The sequence below is a fragment of the Hydrogenophaga sp. BPS33 genome, assembly GCF_009859475.1.
Classification (GTDB): Bacteria; Pseudomonadota; Gammaproteobacteria; order Burkholderiales; family Burkholderiaceae_C; genus Hydrogenophaga.
This window is the reverse complement of sequence record NZ_CP044550.1, coordinates 140236-161490: the sequence shown is the minus strand read 5'-3', so window position 1 is coordinate 161490 and position 21255 is coordinate 140236. Positions and strand designations below refer to the sequence as shown.

General features: G+C 60.2%; 23 protein-coding genes. 13 read left to right on the top strand and 10 right to left on the bottom strand.

Annotated elements, in window-relative coordinates:
* Window positions 1-31: 31 nt before the first annotated feature.
* The 3 genes from F9K07_RS30175 to F9K07_RS30165 all read right to left on the bottom strand — a co-directional run bounded on the left by F9K07_RS30175 (window position 32) and on the right by F9K07_RS30165 (window position 1937).
* Entirely contained in the window at window positions 32-331 is a 300-nt protein-coding gene (locus tag F9K07_RS30175) for a hypothetical protein (RefSeq protein WP_159597305.1), read from the bottom strand.
* A 113-nt stretch (window positions 332-444) separates the two neighbouring features.
* Window positions 445-843, bottom strand: a complete 399-nt coding sequence (locus tag F9K07_RS30170; RefSeq protein WP_159597304.1) for a hypothetical protein — start codon at window positions 841-843, stop codon at window positions 445-447.
* A gap of 20 nt (window positions 844-863) precedes the next feature.
* A complete protein-coding gene (locus tag F9K07_RS30165) occupies window positions 864-1937 on the bottom strand; it encodes a hypothetical protein (protein WP_159597303.1) in 1074 nt (357 codons plus the stop codon).
* Between the two features lie 1582 nt (window positions 1938-3519).
* Between F9K07_RS30165 and F9K07_RS30160 the strand changes: the two genes are divergently transcribed.
* The 3 genes from F9K07_RS30160 (at window position 3520) to F9K07_RS30150 (ending at window position 5835) form a co-directional block, all read left to right on the top strand.
* The gene (locus tag F9K07_RS30160; RefSeq protein WP_159597302.1) at window positions 3520-4995 is read left to right on the top strand and encodes a phage integrase N-terminal domain-containing protein; all 1476 of its coding nucleotides are present in this window, start codon (window positions 3520-3522) and stop codon (window positions 4993-4995) included.
* A complete protein-coding gene (locus F9K07_RS30155; RefSeq protein ID WP_159597301.1) occupies window positions 4992-5174 on the top strand; it encodes a hypothetical protein in 183 nt (60 codons plus the stop codon). The genes F9K07_RS30160 and F9K07_RS30155 overlap by 4 nt, the downstream gene beginning before the upstream one ends.
* A gap of 214 nt (window positions 5175-5388) precedes the next feature.
* Window positions 5389-5835 carry a helix-turn-helix domain-containing protein gene (locus F9K07_RS30150; RefSeq protein ID WP_159597300.1) on the top strand — a complete coding sequence of 149 codons (447 nt, stop codon included), beginning with the start codon at window positions 5389-5391 and terminating at the stop codon, window positions 5833-5835.
* 180 nt (window positions 5836-6015) lie between these two features.
* Here F9K07_RS30150 and F9K07_RS30145 read toward each other — a convergent pair whose 3' ends face one another.
* Entirely contained in the window at window positions 6016-7686 is a 1671-nt protein-coding gene (locus F9K07_RS30145) for a sensor histidine kinase (RefSeq protein ID WP_159597299.1), read from the bottom strand.
* A gap of 420 nt (window positions 7687-8106) precedes the next feature.
* Between F9K07_RS30145 and F9K07_RS30140 the strand changes: the two genes are divergently transcribed.
* The 7 genes from F9K07_RS30140 to F9K07_RS30110 all read left to right on the top strand — a co-directional run bounded on the left by F9K07_RS30140 (window position 8107) and on the right by F9K07_RS30110 (window position 13222).
* Entirely contained in the window at window positions 8107-9369 is a 1263-nt protein-coding gene (locus F9K07_RS30140; RefSeq protein WP_159597298.1) for a hypothetical protein, read from the top strand.
* A 398-nt stretch (window positions 9370-9767) separates the two neighbouring features.
* Entirely contained in the window at window positions 9768-10064 is a 297-nt protein-coding gene (locus tag F9K07_RS30135; protein WP_159597297.1) for a hypothetical protein, read from the top strand.
* A gap of 281 nt (window positions 10065-10345) precedes the next feature.
* Entirely contained in the window at window positions 10346-10552 is a 207-nt protein-coding gene (locus F9K07_RS30130; protein ID WP_159597296.1) for a hypothetical protein, read from the top strand.
* A gap of 211 nt (window positions 10553-10763) precedes the next feature.
* On the top strand, window positions 10764-10943 hold the full coding sequence (locus tag F9K07_RS30125; protein WP_159597295.1) for a hypothetical protein: 180 nt from the start codon (window positions 10764-10766) through the stop codon (window positions 10941-10943).
* Window positions 10944-11104: 161 nt separating this feature from the next.
* Window positions 11105-11572 (top strand): hypothetical protein, encoded by a 468-nt coding sequence (locus F9K07_RS30120; protein WP_159597294.1) that lies wholly within the window; start codon window positions 11105-11107, stop codon window positions 11570-11572.
* Window positions 11573-11611: 39 nt separating this feature from the next.
* Window positions 11612-12747, top strand: a protein-coding gene (locus F9K07_RS30115) for an IS3 family transposase (RefSeq protein WP_442907462.1) whose coding sequence is annotated in 2 segments (ribosomal slippage) — window positions 11612-11867 and window positions 11867-12747 — 1137 coding nt in all. Because the reading frame shifts where the segments join, the coding sequence is not laid out codon by codon here.
* A 58-nt stretch (window positions 12748-12805) separates the two neighbouring features.
* Complete coding sequence (locus F9K07_RS30110) at window positions 12806-13222, top strand: hypothetical protein (RefSeq protein ID WP_159597292.1); 417 nt, start codon at window positions 12806-12808, stop codon at window positions 13220-13222.
* Window positions 13223-13365: 143 nt separating this feature from the next.
* Here the strand turns inward: F9K07_RS30110 and F9K07_RS30105 are convergent, their stop codons facing one another.
* From F9K07_RS30105 to F9K07_RS30095, 3 genes are all read right to left on the bottom strand, one after another.
* Entirely contained in the window at window positions 13366-13581 is a 216-nt protein-coding gene (locus F9K07_RS30105; RefSeq protein WP_159597291.1) for a hypothetical protein, read from the bottom strand.
* A 342-nt stretch (window positions 13582-13923) separates the two neighbouring features.
* Entirely contained in the window at window positions 13924-14355 is a 432-nt protein-coding gene (locus F9K07_RS30100) for a hypothetical protein (RefSeq protein WP_159597290.1), read from the bottom strand.
* 63 nt (window positions 14356-14418) lie between these two features.
* Window positions 14419-14889, bottom strand: coding sequence for a hypothetical protein (locus F9K07_RS30095; protein WP_159597289.1), 471 nt, complete (start codon window positions 14887-14889; stop codon window positions 14419-14421).
* A 641-nt stretch (window positions 14890-15530) separates the two neighbouring features.
* On the opposite strand from F9K07_RS30095, the gene F9K07_RS30090 reads away from it, so the two are divergent.
* The 3 genes from F9K07_RS30090 (at window position 15531) to F9K07_RS30080 (ending at window position 18117) form a co-directional block, all read left to right on the top strand.
* On the top strand, window positions 15531-15749 hold the full coding sequence (locus F9K07_RS30090; protein ID WP_159597288.1) for a hypothetical protein: 219 nt from the start codon (window positions 15531-15533) through the stop codon (window positions 15747-15749).
* A 312-nt stretch (window positions 15750-16061) separates the two neighbouring features.
* Window positions 16062-17312 carry an HNH endonuclease gene (locus F9K07_RS30085; RefSeq protein ID WP_159597287.1) on the top strand — a complete coding sequence of 417 codons (1251 nt, stop codon included), beginning with the start codon at window positions 16062-16064 and terminating at the stop codon, window positions 17310-17312.
* 118 nt (window positions 17313-17430) lie between these two features.
* Window positions 17431-18117: a hypothetical protein gene (locus F9K07_RS30080; RefSeq protein WP_159597286.1), complete on the top strand. Its 687-nt coding sequence runs from the start codon at window positions 17431-17433 to the stop codon at window positions 18115-18117.
* Window positions 18118-18272: 155 nt separating this feature from the next.
* Here the strand turns inward: F9K07_RS30080 and F9K07_RS30075 are convergent, their stop codons facing one another.
* The 3 genes from F9K07_RS30075 to F9K07_RS32035 all read right to left on the bottom strand — a co-directional run bounded on the left by F9K07_RS30075 (window position 18273) and on the right by F9K07_RS32035 (window position 20997).
* Entirely contained in the window at window positions 18273-19322 is a 1050-nt protein-coding gene (locus F9K07_RS30075) for a nucleotidyl transferase AbiEii/AbiGii toxin family protein (protein ID WP_159597285.1), read from the bottom strand.
* Window positions 19315-19911: a DUF6088 family protein gene (locus F9K07_RS30070; RefSeq protein WP_159597284.1), complete on the bottom strand. Its 597-nt coding sequence runs from the start codon at window positions 19909-19911 to the stop codon at window positions 19315-19317. The genes F9K07_RS30075 and F9K07_RS30070 overlap by 8 nt, the downstream gene beginning before the upstream one ends.
* A 240-nt stretch (window positions 19912-20151) precedes the next feature.
* On the bottom strand, window positions 20152-20997 hold the full coding sequence (locus tag F9K07_RS32035; protein WP_236582127.1) for a hypothetical protein: 846 nt from the start codon (window positions 20995-20997) through the stop codon (window positions 20152-20154).
* Between the last annotated feature and the right edge of the window lie 258 nt (window positions 20998-21255).

Genomic DNA, 21255 nt, shown 5'->3' with positions numbered 1-21255 from the left:
ACCTTCGCGCCAGTGCTAGCTTTTCGTACCGTCACTTATTGCACTGAAAACGAGGAGACCCCGAAGCAAGCTTCATGAACTTGAGCGTTTCCAACACCGTGCTGGGCTGGGCCGTCTCGCGCAGGCCGAGGTCGTCCACCATGCGCTCCAGCTTGGGGTCCAGATGCGCGGCGTACTTCCACTCGGGCACCTGCAGACCAGGTTCGACCTGGCGCAGCCGCATCTTGAGTAGATCCCGGCCGAAGGCAGTTTCAAGCAGCCAGTGTGGATCAGGGGTGTAGTGCTGTCGGAAGTCAGCAGTGGTCATGTCAAGTTCGGTCACGTAGGGCATCTCAGCTCCTTGGTTTGGGTTTGGTTGAAATCAGGCTCTCACGAAATTCCCGGATGTCAATTTGCCAAAAAAAAGGACCGGCGAGCCGATCCCTGGTGTTCAAGCGTGGTGCGCTAGTCGATGGGCAGTAGCGCGAACGGTGAACCAATGCGCTCACGCGCGGTTGCCCGAGATGCGACAAGCGAATCGGCCACAGCCTTCTTCGCATGACTTTCAGATGCAGGCAGTGAGCGCGATGAACCGTGATTGCGTCGCTTGCTCGCCTGCATGAGGGGCTCGGGTGGGGGCATCCCCATCGTTGCCGGCCCGGCGTCTGTCGCTGGAAAGAACTGCGCCTCGTACAAGTAGCCCAAAACGATCAGCTGCTGGATGCGTTTACCGCGCTGCAAGGACGGCATCGCAATGAGATGATCGTAGACCCGGCCCATCGCAGCAGGCAGGCGAATACGCGTACGCAGTTCGCCATGCCTGACCTCATCATTGCCAACTTTTTCCGAAGATGCTTTTGCCAAGGTGATCTCCTGTCTCGAAGTCAGCGGACTTCCTCGTGCACCAACTCGGCTGCAATCTGAAACCCTTTCACGTTGGCATAGAGGTTGTCCGGGTCCACGTGCATGACGGGCTTCAAATTCGGGTAGTTGTCACACAGAAAGGTATAGAAGATGCCAGCCGCCCCCCCGGTGACAAGGATGTAGTCCAGGTTGTCGGTCTTGTTCACCGAAGCCATCATTTTGTTGACGGACTCGCGAAGCACCGCTTCCACGGCCGCGCGGTATTTGTCGAGCGGGTACCTCACTCCTTGAACCTCGAAATGGTCCGAAGAGTTCCGCAAGGCAAAGTCAATTCGATTCACGATTTCGATCTGATCCTTCCAATCCGGGTTGATCTGATCGGCCACTGCGTAGCAGCAAGCCAGCATCGATTTGTTGTGTGCGCCCGAGCGCGGCCAGTTGGGTTGCATGCGCTGCGAGACGAACCAGTCGAGCGTTCCCCCACCTGCATCCACCACCATGGTCCAACCCGCCATAGGCTTTTCGCTCGCACCGATGCCATGGTGATACAGAGCGCCAAGCGGCTGAACAATGACGGTGACGTGTTTGACATGCACCAGGCACTTGAGATCGCCGCCGCCGAAGGTTCCCAGGACGTGCTCGCCTGTTGCGCGAGCAGCAAGAGCTTTGTGGTGCTGGCGCCAGGTTGACAGTGGCAGGCCGAGCACCAGTGTTTCGATCACCATCGAGTGATTTGCGCCAGCGTCCTTGGCGATGTAGTGCAGAGCACCACAAAGCAGCGCCATGTATTCGTCAGTCTCACAGTAGTTGCTGGGGACCGTCCGCGGCTCGGAGCCGCTGGCATGGAAGTGCACGCCCTTGCCAGAGAAGTAGCGCGTTCCTCCCAACGTGACCACCGTCCCATCGGCGGCCGGTGAATCGCCCCGAATCTGGAAGCCGTCGTTCGACAGCACAGGTGCAAGGGCGGGGAAGACGCCGGTACGGATCTCGACCTGACCACCGACGTGCGCGCGCCCCGAGCTGTACTTGACGTTGGCATATCCGACGTCCACCGCGCAGGACGCGAGGACAGTGGTTTTCATATCACGATGCATTTGGACTCTCCTAAGTTGACAGGCACACAACAAGTGCTGGAGGTGATTTTCCGTAGCAGGAGCGCATTTGTCGTGCGACGCGGTCCACCACTGCCACCCCACGGCCCAGAGCGGGCCTTAAATGGCCCAAAAGTGCCAGCGGTCGATGGGTGTGCATGCACGAGCGGCCCCAATTGGGCCACCAGAGGCCCAAGGTGGGCCACCAAGGCGTGCGGTGTTGATCGATGGAAGCGAAATGGCCCAATGTGGGCCGCCAGAGGCCCAAGGTGGGCCGCGACATGGTGGGCCAGGGAAGCTGTGGTGGGGCTTAGCGAAAGTGGGGCAACGCAGGCCGAGAGTGGACCGGACGCAAGCAATGTGCGATCCACTACCTCGGCGGACCTGGGCTTCGGCGGCAACCGGTTGTGAAGAGCGCGGAAAGCTGGCCGAACCCAAGTGGGCACATCGTCACACGAACCCAGGAGCATGGCCAAAACAAGGCGCGGCCGCAAACCGCAAACTGATTTGTCCACACCGATCTTCACTGTGGTTTTGGACGGAGATAGCGGAGACGGAGTGAGGCCAAGACCAAGCGTTGACGCGGCCTGCCAGTCGATAGCGGAGGCATTGTCGGCAGTAGGATCGAAAATTCCGAACTGTGGATAACCGATGTCGCGCTCAGAGATAGTCACAGGTGGTCCAAGTCGCTAGCGCCCATTCAAATGCTTGGATAGATTACGCACCACTGCATCCAAGTGATGTATCGAAAGCCCAAGCGCTTTCAGAAAACCGCTCCCATGCTGGAGCAACTGCATCGCCCTCCAAGTTGAGAGTTGCAGCGCAAGGACCAAGTGGGTCCAGAACCGGGTCAGCTGAATCAGCTGGCTTGTCCCTAGATGCGGACAGGAAGTGGCGGCCCCGCATGGGGTTCAGCCCGCGAGTAATCCATCAGGTCCTAGACAGGACCCGCCATCAAGTGCTGTTCTCTACAGAAGCACTGAGCCGGCGCCCCTTCGGGGAAACAAGCAATCGCTTCACGTTCCGACGCACGCATCCACCAAGGGTGGCAAGTCAATCCGCCTGGCAAAGCCGGGAGCCCATGGGGCCTACAAAGGGGGAGACGGGAAAACATCCGTGCGGAACGGGTCAGTCGCCACGTCCGGCTGACAAGTGAAGAAACCGGGCCCGCGAATAGCGGGTCGAGGCTGGCCACCGGAAACGGCCCTGACTTTTGAAGTCAGTTACCCCCTCTGAGCCGCCTCACTGGCTCAGGGTGCCCCTTGCAAGAGGGTTGCCCAACGGAGTCGCTTCCCGTGACGGCAGGATGGATTACTAACGTCCTCAGCGAGAAACCAAGACGAGTGATGAATGTCCGCCAGGGGGTGCAAGACCTGGAATCTGTTCTGTGGAGGTACGACCCGATGGGGTGCGCGTTGTTCTTTTGCGTTTGCGAGGTGGGGCCAGTGGCTGGCCGCTTTGGTAATAGCAAGAGAAGAGCGCGCATCTGGCGCGCGAGCGTCTGATCGGCGCATCTGCAACAAGCCCCGCAGGGGATACGGCATAGGCCGGGAAAGGAAAGGAAAGAATGGATCGAGATCAAGCCATGTCAGACGACGACTTCGAGTTACCGGACCCACGGGAGGTGAACCGGAAAATCAGTGAGGAACTGCGGAGCGGGAAGCTGAAGGAGCGAGTAATTCGGCGCAACACAGGGGCGCTGGCCAAGACGGTGCAGCAGGCGCAGCAGCGCCACAAGAACGACATCGTCAAGCAGGTGGTGTATGTGATGACAAATGAGGATCTACCGGTAAGCACAGGCCGCAAGCGCAGGATGTCGGAAGGTTCGCAATCGGGCGTCAAAGAGGGGCTCTTGCGTGCGGCGCGCGAGTTGAAGGCGGAGCGGATGGCTGTTCGCAATCTCGACGAACTCGGACGCAAGCACGTGCTGGCCTTGATCAAGCGGTGGATGGCCGAGGGCCAGTCGTACCAGAACATCCAGAACAAGGTGAGCACCCTGCGCACGTTCACGACCATGATGGGCAAACCGAGCATGATTCCCCGCAACGCGGACTACTTCGATTGGCTGGAGCGCGCTGGTGTGGATCTTTTGGAGCGACGCAAAAGCAAGGTGGCGTTGGAGCCGAAGACATGGACTGCAAAGAACGTGGACCCGATGGGAGTAATCGGGAAGATGAGGGCGGAGCACCCGGTGGTCGCGCTCTGCCTTGAGGCCATGCTGGCGTTCGGGTTGCGGACGCGGGAAGCGACCCACCTGGAGCCGATCGGGGGAGACCTTGGGGACACGCTGCACATCCGGGAGGGGGGGCGTGGTGGCGCCAAGGGGGGAAAGTCACGAACGGTGCCGCTGTCGGAGGATGTCGCGCTTCGGATCTGGCAGCGTGACGTGTTGGAACGAGCGAAGGTGCTTGCACGCCACCATCGCCAGCTGAAGCTGGCAGTTCCTGGCAAGGACTACCCAAAGATGCTCAGGCACTTCTACTACGTGTGTGAGAAGTACGGGGTGACTCGGGATGGTCTGGGGGTACTGCCGCATGGGCTGCGCCACATGTATGCGGGCCGGCGCCACCTGGAGTTGACCGGTCTGCCGCCGCCCGTGGAGGGGACGGTACCGATGGCTGTCTACCGGGCCAATGCCGATCTGGTGCGAGAAGGAGCACAGCGGTTGAGCCTGGAGATGGGTCACGTGCGCCCGACGATCACCGGGGCATACAACGGAAGTGTCTACACGCAGTCCAGAGAAGAGATCGTCCGCGCCAAGGCCTGGTTGGAGCGAATCGAGAGATGCGCAGGTCTGAAAGCGATGCTGGATGCGTTTGCGGTCCGAACTGTGTACCTGGGCGGCAAAGCGGCGCAGGGGGTGAGGCTGCTGAGCGGCGACAGCGTGCGGTTGCTGGTTGAGCGGGAGGGGGTGAGCGCCGAGGCACGGGATCTGGAGTTGCTGCAGCGGGCTATTGCCGCGTTGCTTCGCCCGGGAGATGGACTGGCTGTGGAGGTGCAGGACGTGTCGAAATGCGAGGATGCCCGGGACAGCTACCTGGAATTGAGCGTGCGGGGGTGAGCGAAATGAAGGAGAAGGTCAACCTGCAACGCGACTCGCGTGCTGAAGCTCGGGATGAGCATTCGTTCGAGATGCTGCTTGAAGTGCTGCAAACGCAGATTGCGAAACTGCTTCTGGCTGGCCAGGACAAGACAAGGTCGAGGCCGGCAAGCGCCGCAGAGGTGGCGCGGACTCAGTAGGCCTGGGGTTATAGGGCCGGCAAGGCGAAGAAGGGGGACTGCGAGAGCGATCCCCCTTTTCGTTTCGTTCCGAGTGCCTCACGGCTCGGGGTTGCTTCTTTTCCTGAGGCGTGGATCAACGGCATGCACAGGCCGTGGACTCGACCCACCCCTAGAATGCCCATATGTTCACGTAAAGCGAAAGAGTTCTCTGATGGCGTCGTTTGCAGAATCCATGAAGCGCGAGATCGCGCGCGTTGCGCGCAAAGAAATCAAGAGCGAGATTTCAGCGCTGCGCAAGGCCAGCGCATCGCACCGCAGTGACATTGCCGCCCTGAAGAAGATCGTCAAGGCACAAGAAGCGCTGTTGCGCCAGTTCGTGCGAATGGCGAATCGTGCTGATCGGGAGAGCACAGTCCACCACAGCAAATCCGAAGCTGCTGCGCCGCGCGCACCACTGTCGGCGGCAGCAGCAGCGGCTTTTGACCACCAGGCGTTCGTTGCCCACCGCAAACGCCTGGGCCTGACACAAGCGCAAATGGCAAAACTGGTCGGCGTCTCCTCCCTCTCGATCTACAAGTGGGAGAGCGGTAAGGTCATGCCTCGCGCCGCTCAGCGCGAGGGCGTCGCACAGGCGCTCAAGCTCGGCAAGCGCAAGGCCTTGGCCATCGCGACAAGTTGACTTTCCGCCCTGCAAGGGCAGTCCTCCTTCTGCGCAGATCAAGGTCGCTGCGCAGGCAGGACGGCTGAGTTTGGCTTGACTACCGGAAAGCTCAGCTGCGACAGCGCGCGCACGCCGAGGCCATCTCGAACACCGCGCAGCGGCACGAGTCGGCCGTGCGCGAGTCAACGCCGCTCTCGTTCAGCCAGCCGGCCCAAGCGGCAGATCAGCGAGCGAGCCCGGTGTTGAGGAGGAAGTGCCCCCATTCACCGGAAGCGTGAAGTACACCGTGCAGCCCGTGTTGGGCGAGCTGTCAGCCCAGATCCGGCCGTTGTGCCGCTGAACGATGCGTTGCGCAATGGCCAATCCCGTCCCGTCGCCGGCAAAGTCGATTGAATGATGCTGGCGGGAGAACATCACGAACAGATTGCTCGCCTTGCTCACGTCGAAGCCGACGCCATTGTCGACGACGAAGAACTGCGCAAGACCATCGCCCTCAGGGCTCCAGCCGATCTGCACCTCGGGTGAGCGCGCACGGGCGCTGAACTTCACGGCGTTTTCGATCACGTTGAACATCAGATGGCCCAGCATCTTGGCATCGCCGACGACCACAGGCAGATCACCTTGCACGACGAAGCTCACAGCCACGCCCGGATAAGCGCAGCGGACGCGCTCAATGGCGCTTTGCACGAGGGCAGACACCGCAAGCGCGGCGGGATGCAAGTCGATGCGCCCTAGGCGGGCATAGTTCAGCAGCGACTCGACCATGTTGTCAAGACGCCTTGCACCAGTGCGCAGTCCTTCTCGGTAGCGCGCCAGTTCCGCGTGAGGCGACAGGTCTTCTGTCCCCTCAATGATCAGGCCCGCAAAGGTGTTGATGTGCCGCAGCGGCGCGCGCAGATCGTGCGTGATGTGATGGGTGAATACATCCAGATCGCGGTTGGGCACTAGGTACTGGCGCACTCGCTCGGACACGCGCCGCTCGAGCTCCGCATTGAGGTCATTCATGACCCGGTCCAGGTCACGGGCGACCGTCATATCGCGTGTGATGCAAGACAGGCCCTCGATCGTGCCGTCCTCGCCCCGCAGGGCCGTCAGGAGGGTGTGCCCCCAGAAGGGCTCGCCGTGCGCGCGTCGCCGCCAGCCATGCACTTCCCACTGCCCTCGCTCTGCAGCCAGGCGCAACGCATCGTGACTGGAGAGTTCTTCTTCCTCACCGTGCAGAACCACGTGCAGCGCGCTCAACGACATACCCTGGATCTGATCGCGGGTGAAGCCGTGCAAGCGGTGCGCACTCTCGCTCCATTCGCTGATCTTGCCCTGCGCATCGACAATGAAGATGCAGGAGTCCTGTAGTGCATCGGCCATCAGGCGATAGCGCCGTTCCGCCTTGAACAAGGCCTCGTCGACCTGCACGCCTTGGGCGCCGGGTACGGTCTCTGCGACCGGTTCGGCAACTGGAATGAGGCTGATGAAGGCGCCGGTCAGCGAGCCCGGCGGCGTTTGCAACGCGCTGACCGTGGCGTTGACGTGCACCGGCACGCGCGGATTGCGCAACAGGACCAGAGGCAGCGTCAGCGAGACCTCGCCAGCGAGCGCTCGTCCGATGCGCATGCGCAATGCCAGGGCACTGGCCTCATCACGAACACCCAGCACCTTCACTGGATCGGTACCGATGGCAAACGCTTCGTCTGCAGGTGCGCAAGTTTCCTGGAAAGCCCGGTTGTGCTTGACGACCTCCCCTTGCGCATTTAGCAGCAGCGCGGCGTAGGGCGCGGCATCAAAGAAAGGCTGTTCATCCCAGGTGGCGCTGGTTGTGTGGAGAAGCGAGGAATGAGGCGCTGAGGTGTGAAAGGGCGGAGCAGGGTCCATGTGCGAGACGTCTCGATCTTGGGTGAGGATGCGCGATAGGCCGCAGCGCCAAGAAATAGGCGAGATATCGAACTATTGGCAGCGAGCCGAGATTCTGTCTTGGATCGAGCAGGCTCTTGGTGCCAATTTGGAAAAAAGCATCGCAACCCGCAGCTTGAATTGCTCGCAGCCTCATGGTCACCCTCAATGCCCCATAGGCAAAACGGCAGTCCCTTCCCTTTGGGCGCAAACCGGTTTGCGAATCGATGCCACGGTGACATAGCGCCAAAGCAGTAAAGCGTTTGTGCACCCGACTCAACAGGCGAAAACGGCTTCGATGGCGGGGGATCAATGCGCTGTGGTGGTCCAACAATTCACGCCAAGCGCACGGGACTACGACTTTTCGTGCTGAAAACGTGCATCAAATGATTGGGCTCATCCATGTCGAAACCTTCAGAACAACGCAAACTGGTGTGCGATCAGCAGGCAGCAACTGCACCTCGCAAATCGAACAAAAGAAAGTCGCCATCCATGCGACGGCTGGAGCACGCCGCAGAGTGCGAGACCCTGATGGAGCAGGGATGGTCCGTGCGCCAGATCGCACTGCACCTCAGGTGTTCCAAGGTTCACGTCGTCAACCAGCTACTGCTGGCCGGTGCTCCCTCCCAGGTACGCGAGATGATCGCAATGGAGATCCTCTCGCCTTCCGCAGCGCTCAAAGCGATCCGCACCCATGGGGACAAGGCGGTCGATTGCATCGCCCAAGGGATGAGCGTGGCTGCCGCACAGGGCAAGCGGCGCATACCGCCCCGACTGATTGTCGCTGCCAGAACCGCAGGGGACACCGATTCGAAATGCGCGACCTGTGAGGCCGTCCGGCAACTGCGGCACGAGCAAGCGATACAGCAGTTGCCTGCGGCACTTCAGCAGGACCAGGAAAACGCCGAGCAAACCACCTTGAGTGAACAGCGCACCACCCGATCCGAAAACCCCAAGGTTGAAGCCGATGAGACGCCGCTTGCTGCACAGAATGTGCTGCTTCCACCGGCTCCCGAAGCAGCCTCTGAGCCGAGTGGCGACGAGTGCGCAGAACACGCTGATGGCCAAGCCTGCCTGGACAACATCGACATCGAAGACTTCCTCACGCACCCACATTGGGAGCGGATGGACGACGAGCTACATCGCCTGGTCGAGCACGTTCCACAGACCAGCCAGCGCTGCGAGAGGACCACCATCCTGTCATGGTTGTACCAGCGCGAAGGCGTGAGCACCTTCACGATGCTCGCCGACCGCATCAGGGGTATCGAATCCCCCATCATGCGAAAGCGCGCAATGCGCCGCACACTGCGCACGATGGAACGCATCAACCTCGTCTCGGTCATCACGTTTGCCGAGTCCAACGAACTCGCGGGCAAGCAGCTTGAAGAGCTCGGACGCAACAGCATGATCACCCTCACCTGGACGGGAATGGTGTGGATGCGCCGCGCATGGCAAGCACGCGCCAATCTCGCACGCAATCGGCATTCCATCCTGCAAGCCCACGAGATGCTGGTCGCGGAGGAGGAGGAGGGTAGGGGCGATGAGCCGATCTGGGTCGAGGGCCTTGCCGGCGTTGCGCCCGAAGTGGCCAAGTCCAGTGTGCGGGCGATCACGATCGGTCGCGGGCAAATCACATCAGTCTTCGATCTGGGAATGAAGCGATAGAAGAACCGCACAAGCCTCGGTGCGCCTTGCCACCAAGACGGTTTGGGATCGTTCGAGCAGAAGCATAAAGCCAGTTTTGCCGAGCGCCAGCGCAAATCGATTTGCGTGTGATCGCCCTGCGTCAAGAGGTTCATGCCGAGGGGAAAGAAGTCGCGATCCGCTTCACATAGAGGCTGAATCAGCCGCAAACCAGTTTGCGCAGTTCGCCGTAGGCGAAGTGTCCCATGTGAACCATGTGAGCTGACACCAAACCTGCGGCGTGCTCCAATCGCTTCACCTTTGGAGCTCACTCCAATTCGTCGGCAAACGCCGAACTTCACCCACCCGGACGGGAACCACGGTTCCCTCATGGGGCGTATGTGGAACTCGTCTCCTTTCCCTTTAACGGAGATTGAGAAATGATGAACGCCGCATACGAATCGGACTACGCATCCGCCCTTGACCACATGGACTTCATCGTGACGTCCCTGGCCGAAAAGCCCGGTCGCGCAATCGCTCTCGCCGTCGAACACGGTGGTGAGTACGCTGTGCAGGCCTTGTTCGACGCCGTGATGGACAAGGGCCACCGCATGGTGCTGGTCCAAGCGCTCGGCGCTCCGTCCCTTCCGGATTGGGTCCGTGAAAAACTCGGAGTCTTTCTGTACGGCCAGAACCGCCAAGTTGCGGCGCTGTTAAGCAAGAAGGTTTTGCACTGAACGTAAACCTCAAAAATTGGGCCACTCCTTCGCGGGTGGCCTTTTTCCTATGTATGACCGCTCTTGAAACTCGCGAACCCAGCGCTACCATGCAGCCATGAGCAACGCCCGGAACAAGGGCGACACCGTGTCACCAGGAGAGAAAGATGATCGTTTCCAACGGACGCCTGAGCATGAGCCAGGACGAGTGGCTGCAGTTTTAGCAGATCACCCGAGCGCCGTGGCAACCCAGAACACCCCGCGAGTTCAACGCGATGTGCGAGTTGGGCGCGGCGCACCACATGGCCGAGAACGTTCATGGTCTGGGCTGGATGCCGGCAATAGCCTGCGAGGACATGATGTTTGGGTCAGAAGGTCAGATGAACTTCCCTGCCGATCAACGCCGCTTGGCCTACGTCAAGACGCATGGCAGCTGGCCAACTGACGAGCAGTTGATCGAGTTCGAAGGCCGGCTCCACGGTAGACCGGCGTTGACCTTGGTTCGCTGAAGCGGCTCGGGCACGCGACAGCACTGCCGCGCACACTCAACTGCTCGATCGAGGGGCCATGTGTCCCTTTCGCATTGAGCGAGAGCCTGGGCAAGCGGCACACCCAGACCCTTGTCCTCGTCGATGGCAATGGACCTCCAGGCGCTGCTACTGCACGTGCTCGGCATGGGCATCAGCAACAGGTGCGGGGAATCATCGAGCGCTGACGCGTGTGACTCGTTTCCGCCACTGGCTGGGCGGTAGCAGGCGCTCATGCAGGACCAGCATCCTTGGCGGCAAGGACGAATGGGCAACTATCCGTGAGACCGCACCGCAGCAACTCGACCAGATCGACAACGACGAACGCGAGTTCAACGCGACGTTCCACCGCAATGAGTCCGTGCAGGCGTGAGCCAAGCAGGGAATTGCTTTCAATACCGACCCATATCGGGTCGAGCTGGCCAACAGCCAGCATTTCAACTGCTCGGTGTTCATGTCGCCATGGACGTTTCCGCCCAATGCCTGCGGCAACGGCTGCGGTCCGAGCCAACTCATATCAATTAGCCCCTGGTCGTGATCGCGACGATCTGGGGCATTTCTACAGAAACGGGAATCACAATGGCGAAAGTCGTCAACATTCATCTCCTGGTCAATTCGAACAAAACTGCTCAGATCGCCAACAGGCTGAACGACGCGCTGCGTAATATCGTGAGCCCCATGGGCGGCGGTAGCGCTCAGGGCTCGTTCGTCCTGGATTACCATCTGGCCGACTTGGAAGGCGCTCGGCCAGCCTCCAAGGACGTGCAGTTGGCCATCGCGAAGGGCCGCTACAAAAAGGGTTCCGCGTTTCAAAGACGGGGCGTCAGGAGGGCTTACATCGACCACTACCTGCTGCACATCAACGAAGACGTGGAGCCGGATCTGATGGGTGCCTTCGGCAGTGAGGATGCCATGCTGAAAGCGGCCAATTGCTTGCACGAGTCCCACCCCGACGACGGGATGTATCACATGACCTGCCCCCCACCAGCCGTACCAGGCTGAAGTTAGTGAAGTCCGTCAACCACCAGGAGAATGACGGACATGAAGAAGAGCAGATTCACCGAGGAACAAATCATCGGCTTCCTCAAGCAGGCCGAGGCCGGCATGCCGATCAAGGAGCTGTGCCGCAACGGCGGCTTCAGCGATGCCACTTTCTACAAGTGGCGCGCCAAGTTCGGCGGCATGCAGGTCTCGGAGGCCCAGCGCCTGCGTGAGCTGGAATCCGAGAACGCCAAGCTCAAGCGGCTGCTGGCCGAAGCCCACCTGGACATGCACGCGCTCAAGAGCGTTCTGGGGGTAAAGCGCTAGCCCCACAGGCCAGGCGTGAGGCGGTTGGGCGCATGGTGAGCGAGCACCATTTGTCCGAACGCCGTGCGTGCAGGCTTGTGGGGCTCTCCCGCGACAGCTACCGCCATCCACCAAAGGCCGACCAGGCCACGCTGGATCTGCACGAGAAGATCGTGGAGATCGCGCATGTGCGTCGCCGCTTTGGCTACCGGCGCATCCACGACCTGTTGCGTCCACAGTTTCCCGGCGTCAATCACAAGCGTGTGTACCGACTCTACCGGCAAGCCAATCTGGCCGTGCGCCGGCGCAAGAAGAGCAAACGGCCTATCAATGAGCGTGTGCCGCTGCAGCTGGCACGCACGGTCAACGAGGTTTGGAGCATGGATTTTGTGAGCGACAGCCTCTCGGGCGGAAGGCGTTTGAAGTACCTCACGGTGGCCGACGACTTCAGCCACGAGAGTGTGGACATCGTGGTGGACTTCGGCATCTCGGGTCAGTACGTCACCCGTATCCTGGACCGCGCTGCGCTGTTTCGCGGGTATCCGCAGGCGGTGCGAACCGACAACGGTCCGGAGTTCACCAGCCGGGCATTCATGGCCTGGGCGCAGGCGCATGGCATCCGCCACATCCTGATCCAGCCCGGGCGCCCGATGCAGAACGGCTACATCGAGAGCTTCAACGGCAAGTTCCGTGACGAGCACTTGAACGAGTGCTGGTTCCAGACCTTGCATCAGGCCAGAACAGCCGTGGCCATCTGGCGCACGGACTACAACGAAGTCAGGCCGCACAGCAGCTTGGGGCGCATGCCACCGGCTCGCTTCGCCGAGCTGCATCGCCAGCGCGCTGGCGATGCAGCTCTACCCACATCAACCCAGACACCCATCGAGTAATCTTGAACCCGGACTTCCACTTCTGATTGGTACGTCTACAGGGGGCAGGTCACACATCATGCGGATCGAAGGCGGCCCTTTGGAGATCCTGCCCATCACCGAAGAGGACCTTCTTTACCATCCGGCAACCGAAGATATCTGCGACGCCTTCACGCGCGGCGAGTTCCCGCTGGAGCGACTGGCCACGAGCCGATATTTCACCTACATGCACGAGGGAGACGAAGTCATCGTGGACGCCAGCATCATCAACGCCATTGAGTCGGACCTACAGGATGACCTTGTCATCGTTGAAGGTGAATTCAACCAGGTGATGATCCCTGCTTCCTCCGTAAAAACAGGTGTAAGCCAAGACGAATGGATCGCCGCTGTCGAGGCTGGCAAGACCCAGGCTGACTTCTCGGACTGGCGAGCGCTCATGGTGTCGCAACTGCCTCGTGCACGCGACATCTTCAAACGCAACGGCACCCAGGCCTGATCTGGACACACCAAATAGGAAAAGCCCCTCAGCACATGCTGGGGGCTTTCTCCTTTTTAGGGCCAAAGCGATGCAGACCCTTGGAACGACAAAAGGGGTGCTCATTGACTGAGCGCTCCCTGTGGGGATGTGAAGACGGCGCTTTACGCGACGGTCATCGGTGTATTGGGGGTCTCCATCTGGCGCTGCAGAAAGCTCGAGACCTTCTTGCGGATGGCGACCAGGCGTTGATCGTCGGCGCAGCACGCCGCGCCAAGGGTTGCACGCTGTGCGTACAACCACTGAGCTTCGGAAAAGGTGACGCCAGCTTTCGCCAAGAGGGCAGGGCCCTTCAGCACGTTCACACAGTTGGCACTCATGGGACTCTCCATTGTGAAATCCGGGCACGTCGCCCCTTGTGGGTTCTCGCGAGAAAACACACAAGGAACGACGCGCACCGGCTTGCCTGGAGAGGCACATGGTGCATGGGGCAGAAAGCGCGGCAAGAGCTGCTCAGCCGAAGCCAAGAAGTTGAAGCGCTTTCTGACCACTGATCACCAGCACGGTGTGCGGATGATCTTTTGAGGGCCGACAGGAGCACGCAAAGTCGCTACTGGCAGCTCACAGCAGTGGATGCCGTGAAGATGAAGGCAGCCACAAGAACTGCAAATGGTGCGAGCACCAAGGTGATGCCGAGAATACCACGGCAGGCTCAGCTGCCTTCATTCTCCCGCGATCTTGGCCGCTAGCTTCTTGTTCGCCTGCGTCGCGTGGCGCCAGCCCTTCGAAGTCGGTTGCCAGATCTCGCACGTCTCCAAGTCGATGGCCAGCCACTTTTGTGGGCACCGCGTCTCCAGATTCAACTGCACAAGCTCGCCGAGTTTGGGCACCAGCGTCCCATCGAGCAGGGTACGTCCGCGCGCCGCAGCGACCCAGTGCTGATGCCCCTCGCGTCGAATGCGACCTTGCGCTGCGGCCTCATGGATCAACAAGGCTGCGAGCGCGTCCGCATGCTGGCGGCTTTGAGGCGAGGTAAGTCCGAGAAGGCGCTCCTCAAGATCAGAGCGGCGAACAGGTTTGGCCCCGAAGTGCTCCAGCGCCTGCGACAGCGCGCTGCGATTCTGCGGTGAGGGGTCCGGTTGCGGCTTGGGCATGTATTTGACTCGTAGGTTCGAGGTTCTTTGGGTGTCCGGGGGACGCTGCAGCAGCCTGCCAATTCAGTACGCAGGATACGCACGCGCGACCAGCGCATCGAGGTGCTCGGGGTCGAACTCCAGGTAGGCACGACGTTCGCGCCACGCCATGAGGCATTCGGTGATCCGATCGTATTCCGACGCAACCAAGCCCGTATGGTCCCGAATGAAGCGCACGCTGTCCGCGTCAAGAACGTTATCGGACAAGCGCGCAGACGTCAGGAACAGCGTGTTCCGGCCCCCTGCCTCCAAGTCTCGATGGACAGCGAGCCAATACCCTAGGCCATCGATCGAGGCCACCGTGCCTGGCGGATGCTTCATGAGGGCGAACGAAACATTCATGGCGGCTTCGAAGTACACGGTGTACGAAACGAGCTCCTCGTCGTGCGTGCGCTCCGGAAGATCTGCCCCGCCTATTTCCACGCTCCATCCCTTGGCCTTTGCCAGTTGGAGCATGGTGGCGAGGTAGGGACCCTTGGCGTATTTTTGGCGCATTGAGCGATTCCTTTCTGTGCTTTCAAGCTACAGAAGGTCCGCCCTGCGTCAAGGCGACGTGATGAATATTTTTGCGGGCGCGCCCACGCGAAGCTTCACGTCTCGTCCCCACATCCTGAGCCTGGTAGAAAAGGGCAGGGCGGGGCAGCATTGATCAGTTGCATTTCTTGCCAATGAGGTCGCAGACCACGCCGGTGAAGATGGCGTATTTTTTGATGATGTGTTCGCAGGGGTCGCGCGCCACAGCGTTTTGGCTTTTTGCTCATGCCCAGGACTCCCGTCGGTGAAGAATTCAATGCCTATACCGACGCTCATTGCCACCCGTTGTGGCTTGAGGTGGGGTAGCATGAGCACGGCCTTGCAGCAAAGGAGCAAGTTCCAGATTCAGCGTCGGAAACTCCCAGTGTCCCAACACGCCTTCACGGTTTAGGAGATGAATGGCCGGCTCGCACAAGCATGATTGCGACGCTGTCGATGGCATGTAACTTACATGCCTATTTCGCGGCGAGATGGAGGAGGACCATTTGAGTGCAACGCATTTGTGCTCCAGCTTTTCAGGGGACGTTGTCGACGAAGCTTGGTAGCGTTTCAATGCATCTTCACGAGCACAACCATTTCCCTGCGCAACCAGGAGCGTGGCCATGACAGAGGATCAACCAGTCCACCAATTCATAGCGCTTTTCGAGCAAAAGGCGCAAGTGCTTGATGCCGCGTGCGTTTCCCCAGATCCAGACGCAGCCATTGTGATGCTCGCCCAGTGGCTGGATATTCGACACGAAGACCTGACAGAAGAGGATCTGATCGTCCTCTCAGACATTGGGGCACTCCTCTATCGCGACGGCATGAGTCGACGTCTGTGACGCCGGTGTGCTGCGTGTGCACTACTTGTGAAGAGTCAAGAGGGTGTTTCTTGACAAGTTGAGGCGAGGCAATGGGGCAACGCCACCAATGCCCTGATCGGGTCGGTGTCCCGTTGTACTAGCCATCAACGGAACACCCATATTATTTGGCGCTTTCGCGACAGATCCATCAAATGAATGTTCCCGCGTCGATTCTTAGCCAGAGGATGCGCTTCGGCCGAATGATGGGTTCGCCTGTCGTGTTCTGGGCCAGGCGCGAGTGCTCAGGCGTCTGAAATAGACTCCAAGATGCAAGCAACATCAAGAGGCAGCATGGCTATCCAGTTCGCGGCGGTTCATGAGGAGAATGGTTGGCGCCAGCATTCCCAGCACAAGACGCTAGATGCTGCAACTTCTGGCAAGGATGGCGCCGTCAACCTGCTGCTCAACCTTCATCGCGCTCCTGCGATGCATGAAAGGCACGGCCCTGCGCGTGCTGTGGTGGTGTGGGATGAGGACGCGAGTCACGCTCATGCGTTCCGCCTGAGCCCGAAGGGCAGCACTGAGGTCGAGCGCGTGCGGATTCCAGTCGAGTGGGTGTGCGATTTCAAGACCCATGCTGGCCCGTCGCCCAGCCAGATTGACACCTGGTTCGCCGAAAACGCTCTGGCAGTGGATGTTGGGAGTCTTCAAGAACAACTGACCGAGGCCTCAGGCCAAACCCAGCCGCGTGGTCGTAAGTACCGGTATGGCGACAAGCCTACCTGGGAGGTCGTCCTGGACGCGGTGATGGAGATCGGTCGTCCCGTGACCTCGGCGGAGGTCGGGCAACTCATCGCGACTCGGATTCCCGATTTCGCCAAAGCCAATATTGGTCCCGACCTCTCAGTGCTTTCGGTGAACTGCTTCTCCCGAGGCAATCACGCAGTTAATACGCGTCCCCGCAGCACTGACACAGGCAATCAGTACGACCGTCTGATTCGGATTGGGAAGGGGGCAGGGGTTTTTTTCGAGCTCTACGACCCGGGTGTCCACGGTGTCTGGGCGCTCGTCGATGTCGGCGACAAGGTTCTGCGCCCGAGATACGTGAGAGGAGCGGAGGTCTCGGAGCTCCAGCGCGCACGGGATGCTGCAATGGAAGAGGGCCTCTTTGACACGTCCCTAGACGCGAGGCTGAAGGCCTTGGCGACAATCGTCCAGCGCGAGGGGCAGCCAGCGTTTCGCAAAGCGCTCTTGAAGGCTTACGGAGGGGCCTGCGCGATCACGGGTTGTTCCGTCGAGCAGCTGCTTGAAGCCGCGCACGTCATGCCCTATCGTGGTCAGCACACCAACCATGCTGGTAATGGATTGCTTTTGCGAACAGACGTGCATAAGCTGTTCGACCTGCATCTGATATGCATTGAGCCAGGCACGCGGGTGGTGCGTGTATGCGAGGCTCTCAAGATATCCGAGTACGGCCGCCTTGATGGGGTCATTCTGCGTATGCCCAGTGACTCCCGACATGTCGTCCTCGACGAGGCACTTCGAGAGCACATGCGGAGGTGTGGCTGGACAAACGCAGGGGTAGAGGGAGAGCCTTTGTGAGCTTCAGTTGGTCGCATAGTGCTTCGCAAGGAGTCTCGGCTGAAATCGCCAACGGTTCTTGTCTGCATCGGCAGACATATCCTCGCGTCCACCACTTCAACAAATACCGATTCACCTGATGGACGCCTACCTCGTCAACCCTTCTGGAACCCGAGACATCGCCAGTCTCATGCTGGATGAGTGTCGGCAGCTCAAGGTGGTGAGCGCGTCCACATTGGCGGCCACCACCGCTCAAGAGCGACTCCTGTTTGGAGTTCAGCACGGACTCTACAGCTTCCCGACCGAGGAGCTTTGTCAGTTCCTGCGCTCTCGAATTGCGGGTCGGAGCGCCATTGAGATTGGCGCTGGACATGGGGTCCTGGCGAAGGCGCTAGGTATCCCCGCCACTGACAATCGCCAGCAGGAGGAGCCAGCCATAAAGGCTCACTACGCTGGACTAGGTCAGCCAACAGTTCCGTACGGAGATCACGTTGAAAAGCTCGATGCTCACGCTGCAGTGGAAAAGTTCAGGCCGAGCGTTGTCGTCGCTTGCTGGACTACCCACAGATTCGATCCAGCTCGACCCCACGCTGGGGGCAGCGCCTTTGGTGTGAATGAGAAGAGGCTCATCGAGTCGTGTGACGAGTACATCTTCATCGGCAATGAGCATGTCCATCGGGAGAAGTCGATTTGGACGCTGCCCCACGAGAAGATCACACCGCCCTGGGTTTACTCGCGCGCCGTCAATGGGACACCTGACTTTATTGCGATATGGCGCGGTGGCACTGCAATGAAGGGCCGAGCTCATCTCGATTCCGTGGACTGAGGTGCCCACGATAAGAACGAGGGTCCAGATCTGGTGCCACCCTTTGTTGACCCGAAGGTGCTTTGCCATGCCGTACGTACTGAACAGCACGATCGAGACGGCAGGCTTCTAAAGTTCGAGGAACTGTGCGAGCGAGTGGCGCGCTCTTGATCCGATCATGTGGTTTGCTCCTCCGGCGACTGGGCAACGCCGTTGGCTTGCTGCGCGACCTCGGCGCAGACTTTCATGAGTTCATCGAAGGGCAGGGCGTCGCCGACCATCACCTGATCTTCAAGCATCTTGGCGTAGTCTGTAGCGAGTGCCTCACGCGCCGCACCTTCGGGCACGATCTGCAAGCCGCCTTCCACCGCGGCGAAGTAGTCGATGACCTTGCCCGCGACATCTTTCTCGCTGAAGAAGTGGGACTTGTGGTTGGCAACAGCGCGGGCAACAACGCGGTCTGCAGCCACTACCCGAAAGTGGGAGCTGCGCATGATCGCCGCCAAGTCGTGCCAGTGTCGCGCGTAGCGCTCGCCACGAATCCTTCCCTGCGCGCAGTAGACGTGGGTAGCGGTGGCCTTCTCCCAGAAGGTCCGCGCAACGCTCATCACCAAGGGCGACGCGATCGGAAACGTCACGCCGTCGACCTGTCCGTCCATGTCGCACGTCACGGCCATGACCGCGTGCGGCTCCCCGGTCGCACGGCCGCCGAATTCCAGCGTGACGACTGGTGCGACGTAACCAGTCCCTTGCCTGACGGCTGGGTAGTGAAGCAGGAGTTTGTCTTGGTCGGCGCCGGCGATTTCCAACTTGGCATCCAGCTTCTCAAGATCGAGGGCCTTCTGCAAAGTCGGCTGCACTTCGGCAGCGATCCACTCGGGCAACCGGTCGCGAACAGCCTTGGTCCACTTGCCCGCTTGGCTGCGGCTTGCAGGCAGGAAATCTTCGCCGCCAGTGAGATCCGCGATGAGCTTTCGGATGTCGTAGGTGAGATCGAGGTCTTCGGAGAAGCGGTCGATGATCTTGTAGGCCTTCGACAGCGAAGTTCCGCCTTTGAAGGTGAGGTCGGCCGCAAACGCTGATTCGAACAGCGCACCAAGCGTCCAGACGACCCACACATCCTTCTCAAGCAGATGCGTGGGTCTGCCGGTGTTCTCGCGAGCCTGTTCGAGGACTTCGCCTTGGTCTTCCTTGCTTAGGGCGAAGTAGCGCTCAGGTTCAGCCACGAAGCGCTTCCTCGCCGATGGCGCGTGCCATCCAGGAGGGCAGGGCCGCGCGTGCGGAGGTCAACGTCCGCCACTCGGAAGGAGAAAGGGTGCGTCGCAGCGCAGCCAGGGACTCGTGCACGTGGCTGGGCCCCATCCATGCCAACGCCCGCACCGCCGCGCCGGCTTGGCCAGAACCCAGGGCGAGCATCCATCGTGGAGCATGTTTGACCGTGACTTCGGAGCGCCCCAGCTTGAGCTTTCGGGTGCGCCCCGAGGTCAGGTAGACCTCGCGGATGGGTACTTGCTGGGTCAGGCCCAGCGCATTCGCAGCATTGGCGCCATGGGGCGTTACCACTTCGCCGTTCTGCGCGGCTAGAGCGTGCACCACCTTTTCGGGAGCGGGTGCCCTGGTTCCGAAGCGGCTTGAGACCGGCATGACATAGGTGCCCCGCGCCACGCGCAGCAGCTTGCCTTCTCGGGTAAACCGAGAAAGCGCCTGATCGATGGCGGCGCGACTCCCCAAATGCAGGAATTCCTTGGGCGAAAGCACTCCTCCCTCGGGAAGGGCCTTGGCGTGCGACAGGATGGAAGCGGGAAGGGTGCTCATAGCGGCCTCGTATCAGAATTTTATCAGAGTTTCTGACATTTTGCCTTCAACTTGGACGGCCGGTCTCAAGGAGCCAGGTTTGACGAAACGTAAGAATCAGATGCGTAGTTGCGGCTGGACAGGCGATGGCCTGTTCGGGCTCTTCATGACGGAGCCGCGCCATGAAACGGTTGACCGAGTTGTAGGCGCCGTCAAAGCCGTCCTGGTCCACCAAGTCCTGTGTAGCACGTCTGCCGTGCCTCAATTCATCGGTCGCTCTGCTGCAGCCCCCCAGAATTCCAGAGTTTCCTCTTCGAGCGCGCGCATGGCTTCTGCAAGGGCATCGCCATCGGACTCGAACGGATCATCCCAAACGTGTGACGTGTTCTCGGCATCGACGACTTCGAGAATCCACTTCCCGTTTCCGTCACCATAGATCTGAATGCTGACAGACACCCCATGACGAGTGACCTGCTGGCTCAATGCAGATTCGATCGACTCTGGTTCGTAGCCATCGTCGTGCTCAGGCATCTGAGACGCGACCTCGGCTTGTCCGAATCGTAGGCCTCTTCGGAAGGGCTTGGCGCACATGGCATCCAGTCGCAGGCCGCGTGCTCGCTTGCATGATTGCGCGGCCTTGTTGATCAATTCGTCTGCGGTGATAGTCAGCTTCTGAAAATTGCGCAGCAGGTCCTTAAGTTCGTGCTGCGTTGCCGGTTTCGATTCGTTCTCAAGAAGGTCGGGGGGGCCGCTGAACATCGAGTACACCTCAGACAACGCCTGGACGGCATCGTGCGCTTTCTGGGGAAGCCGCATCTCTTCTTCAGATCCGAACAGACCGTCGATAAAGCCCTGGAGTTCCTGCGCACGGATCACGGCCAGGTGGTGCAAGGCCTGCCGCGTTGGCAGCACCTCGAAGCGAGTCAGGTAGAACGGGTCGCGTGAGCTCTGGTGATCGGCGAGCCGATTCCACAGACCCTGCACGAGCGTGCTGACAACTTCCTGCAGGTCTCGCTCCGAGTCGAACGTGGGCAGCTCTCCACCCCAGATTCGCGCTAGCGCGCCCAACGGGGAGGCGTTCAAGCGCGGACTGGCGATGTTTCCCATGAAGTGAGTTCGTACAACATGAAAAGGCGTTGGACACCGGTGGCGCTCCAGCAGTGCCCGAGCCGCGCTTTCAATGGCGGCACCGGCAAGTTTCGAGTGGCTCATAGAGATAGGCGTCGGCTTTGGTGCGCGTTCAGATCGATGGCGAGTGGTGAGATTTTATCGATGGCAGAAGAACGTGCGACCAAGCGGTACTTGCCTTGCGGAAGGAATGAGGTTCCCGTCGCGCATAGAGCGGTTCATTTGCGAGCTCGCGCG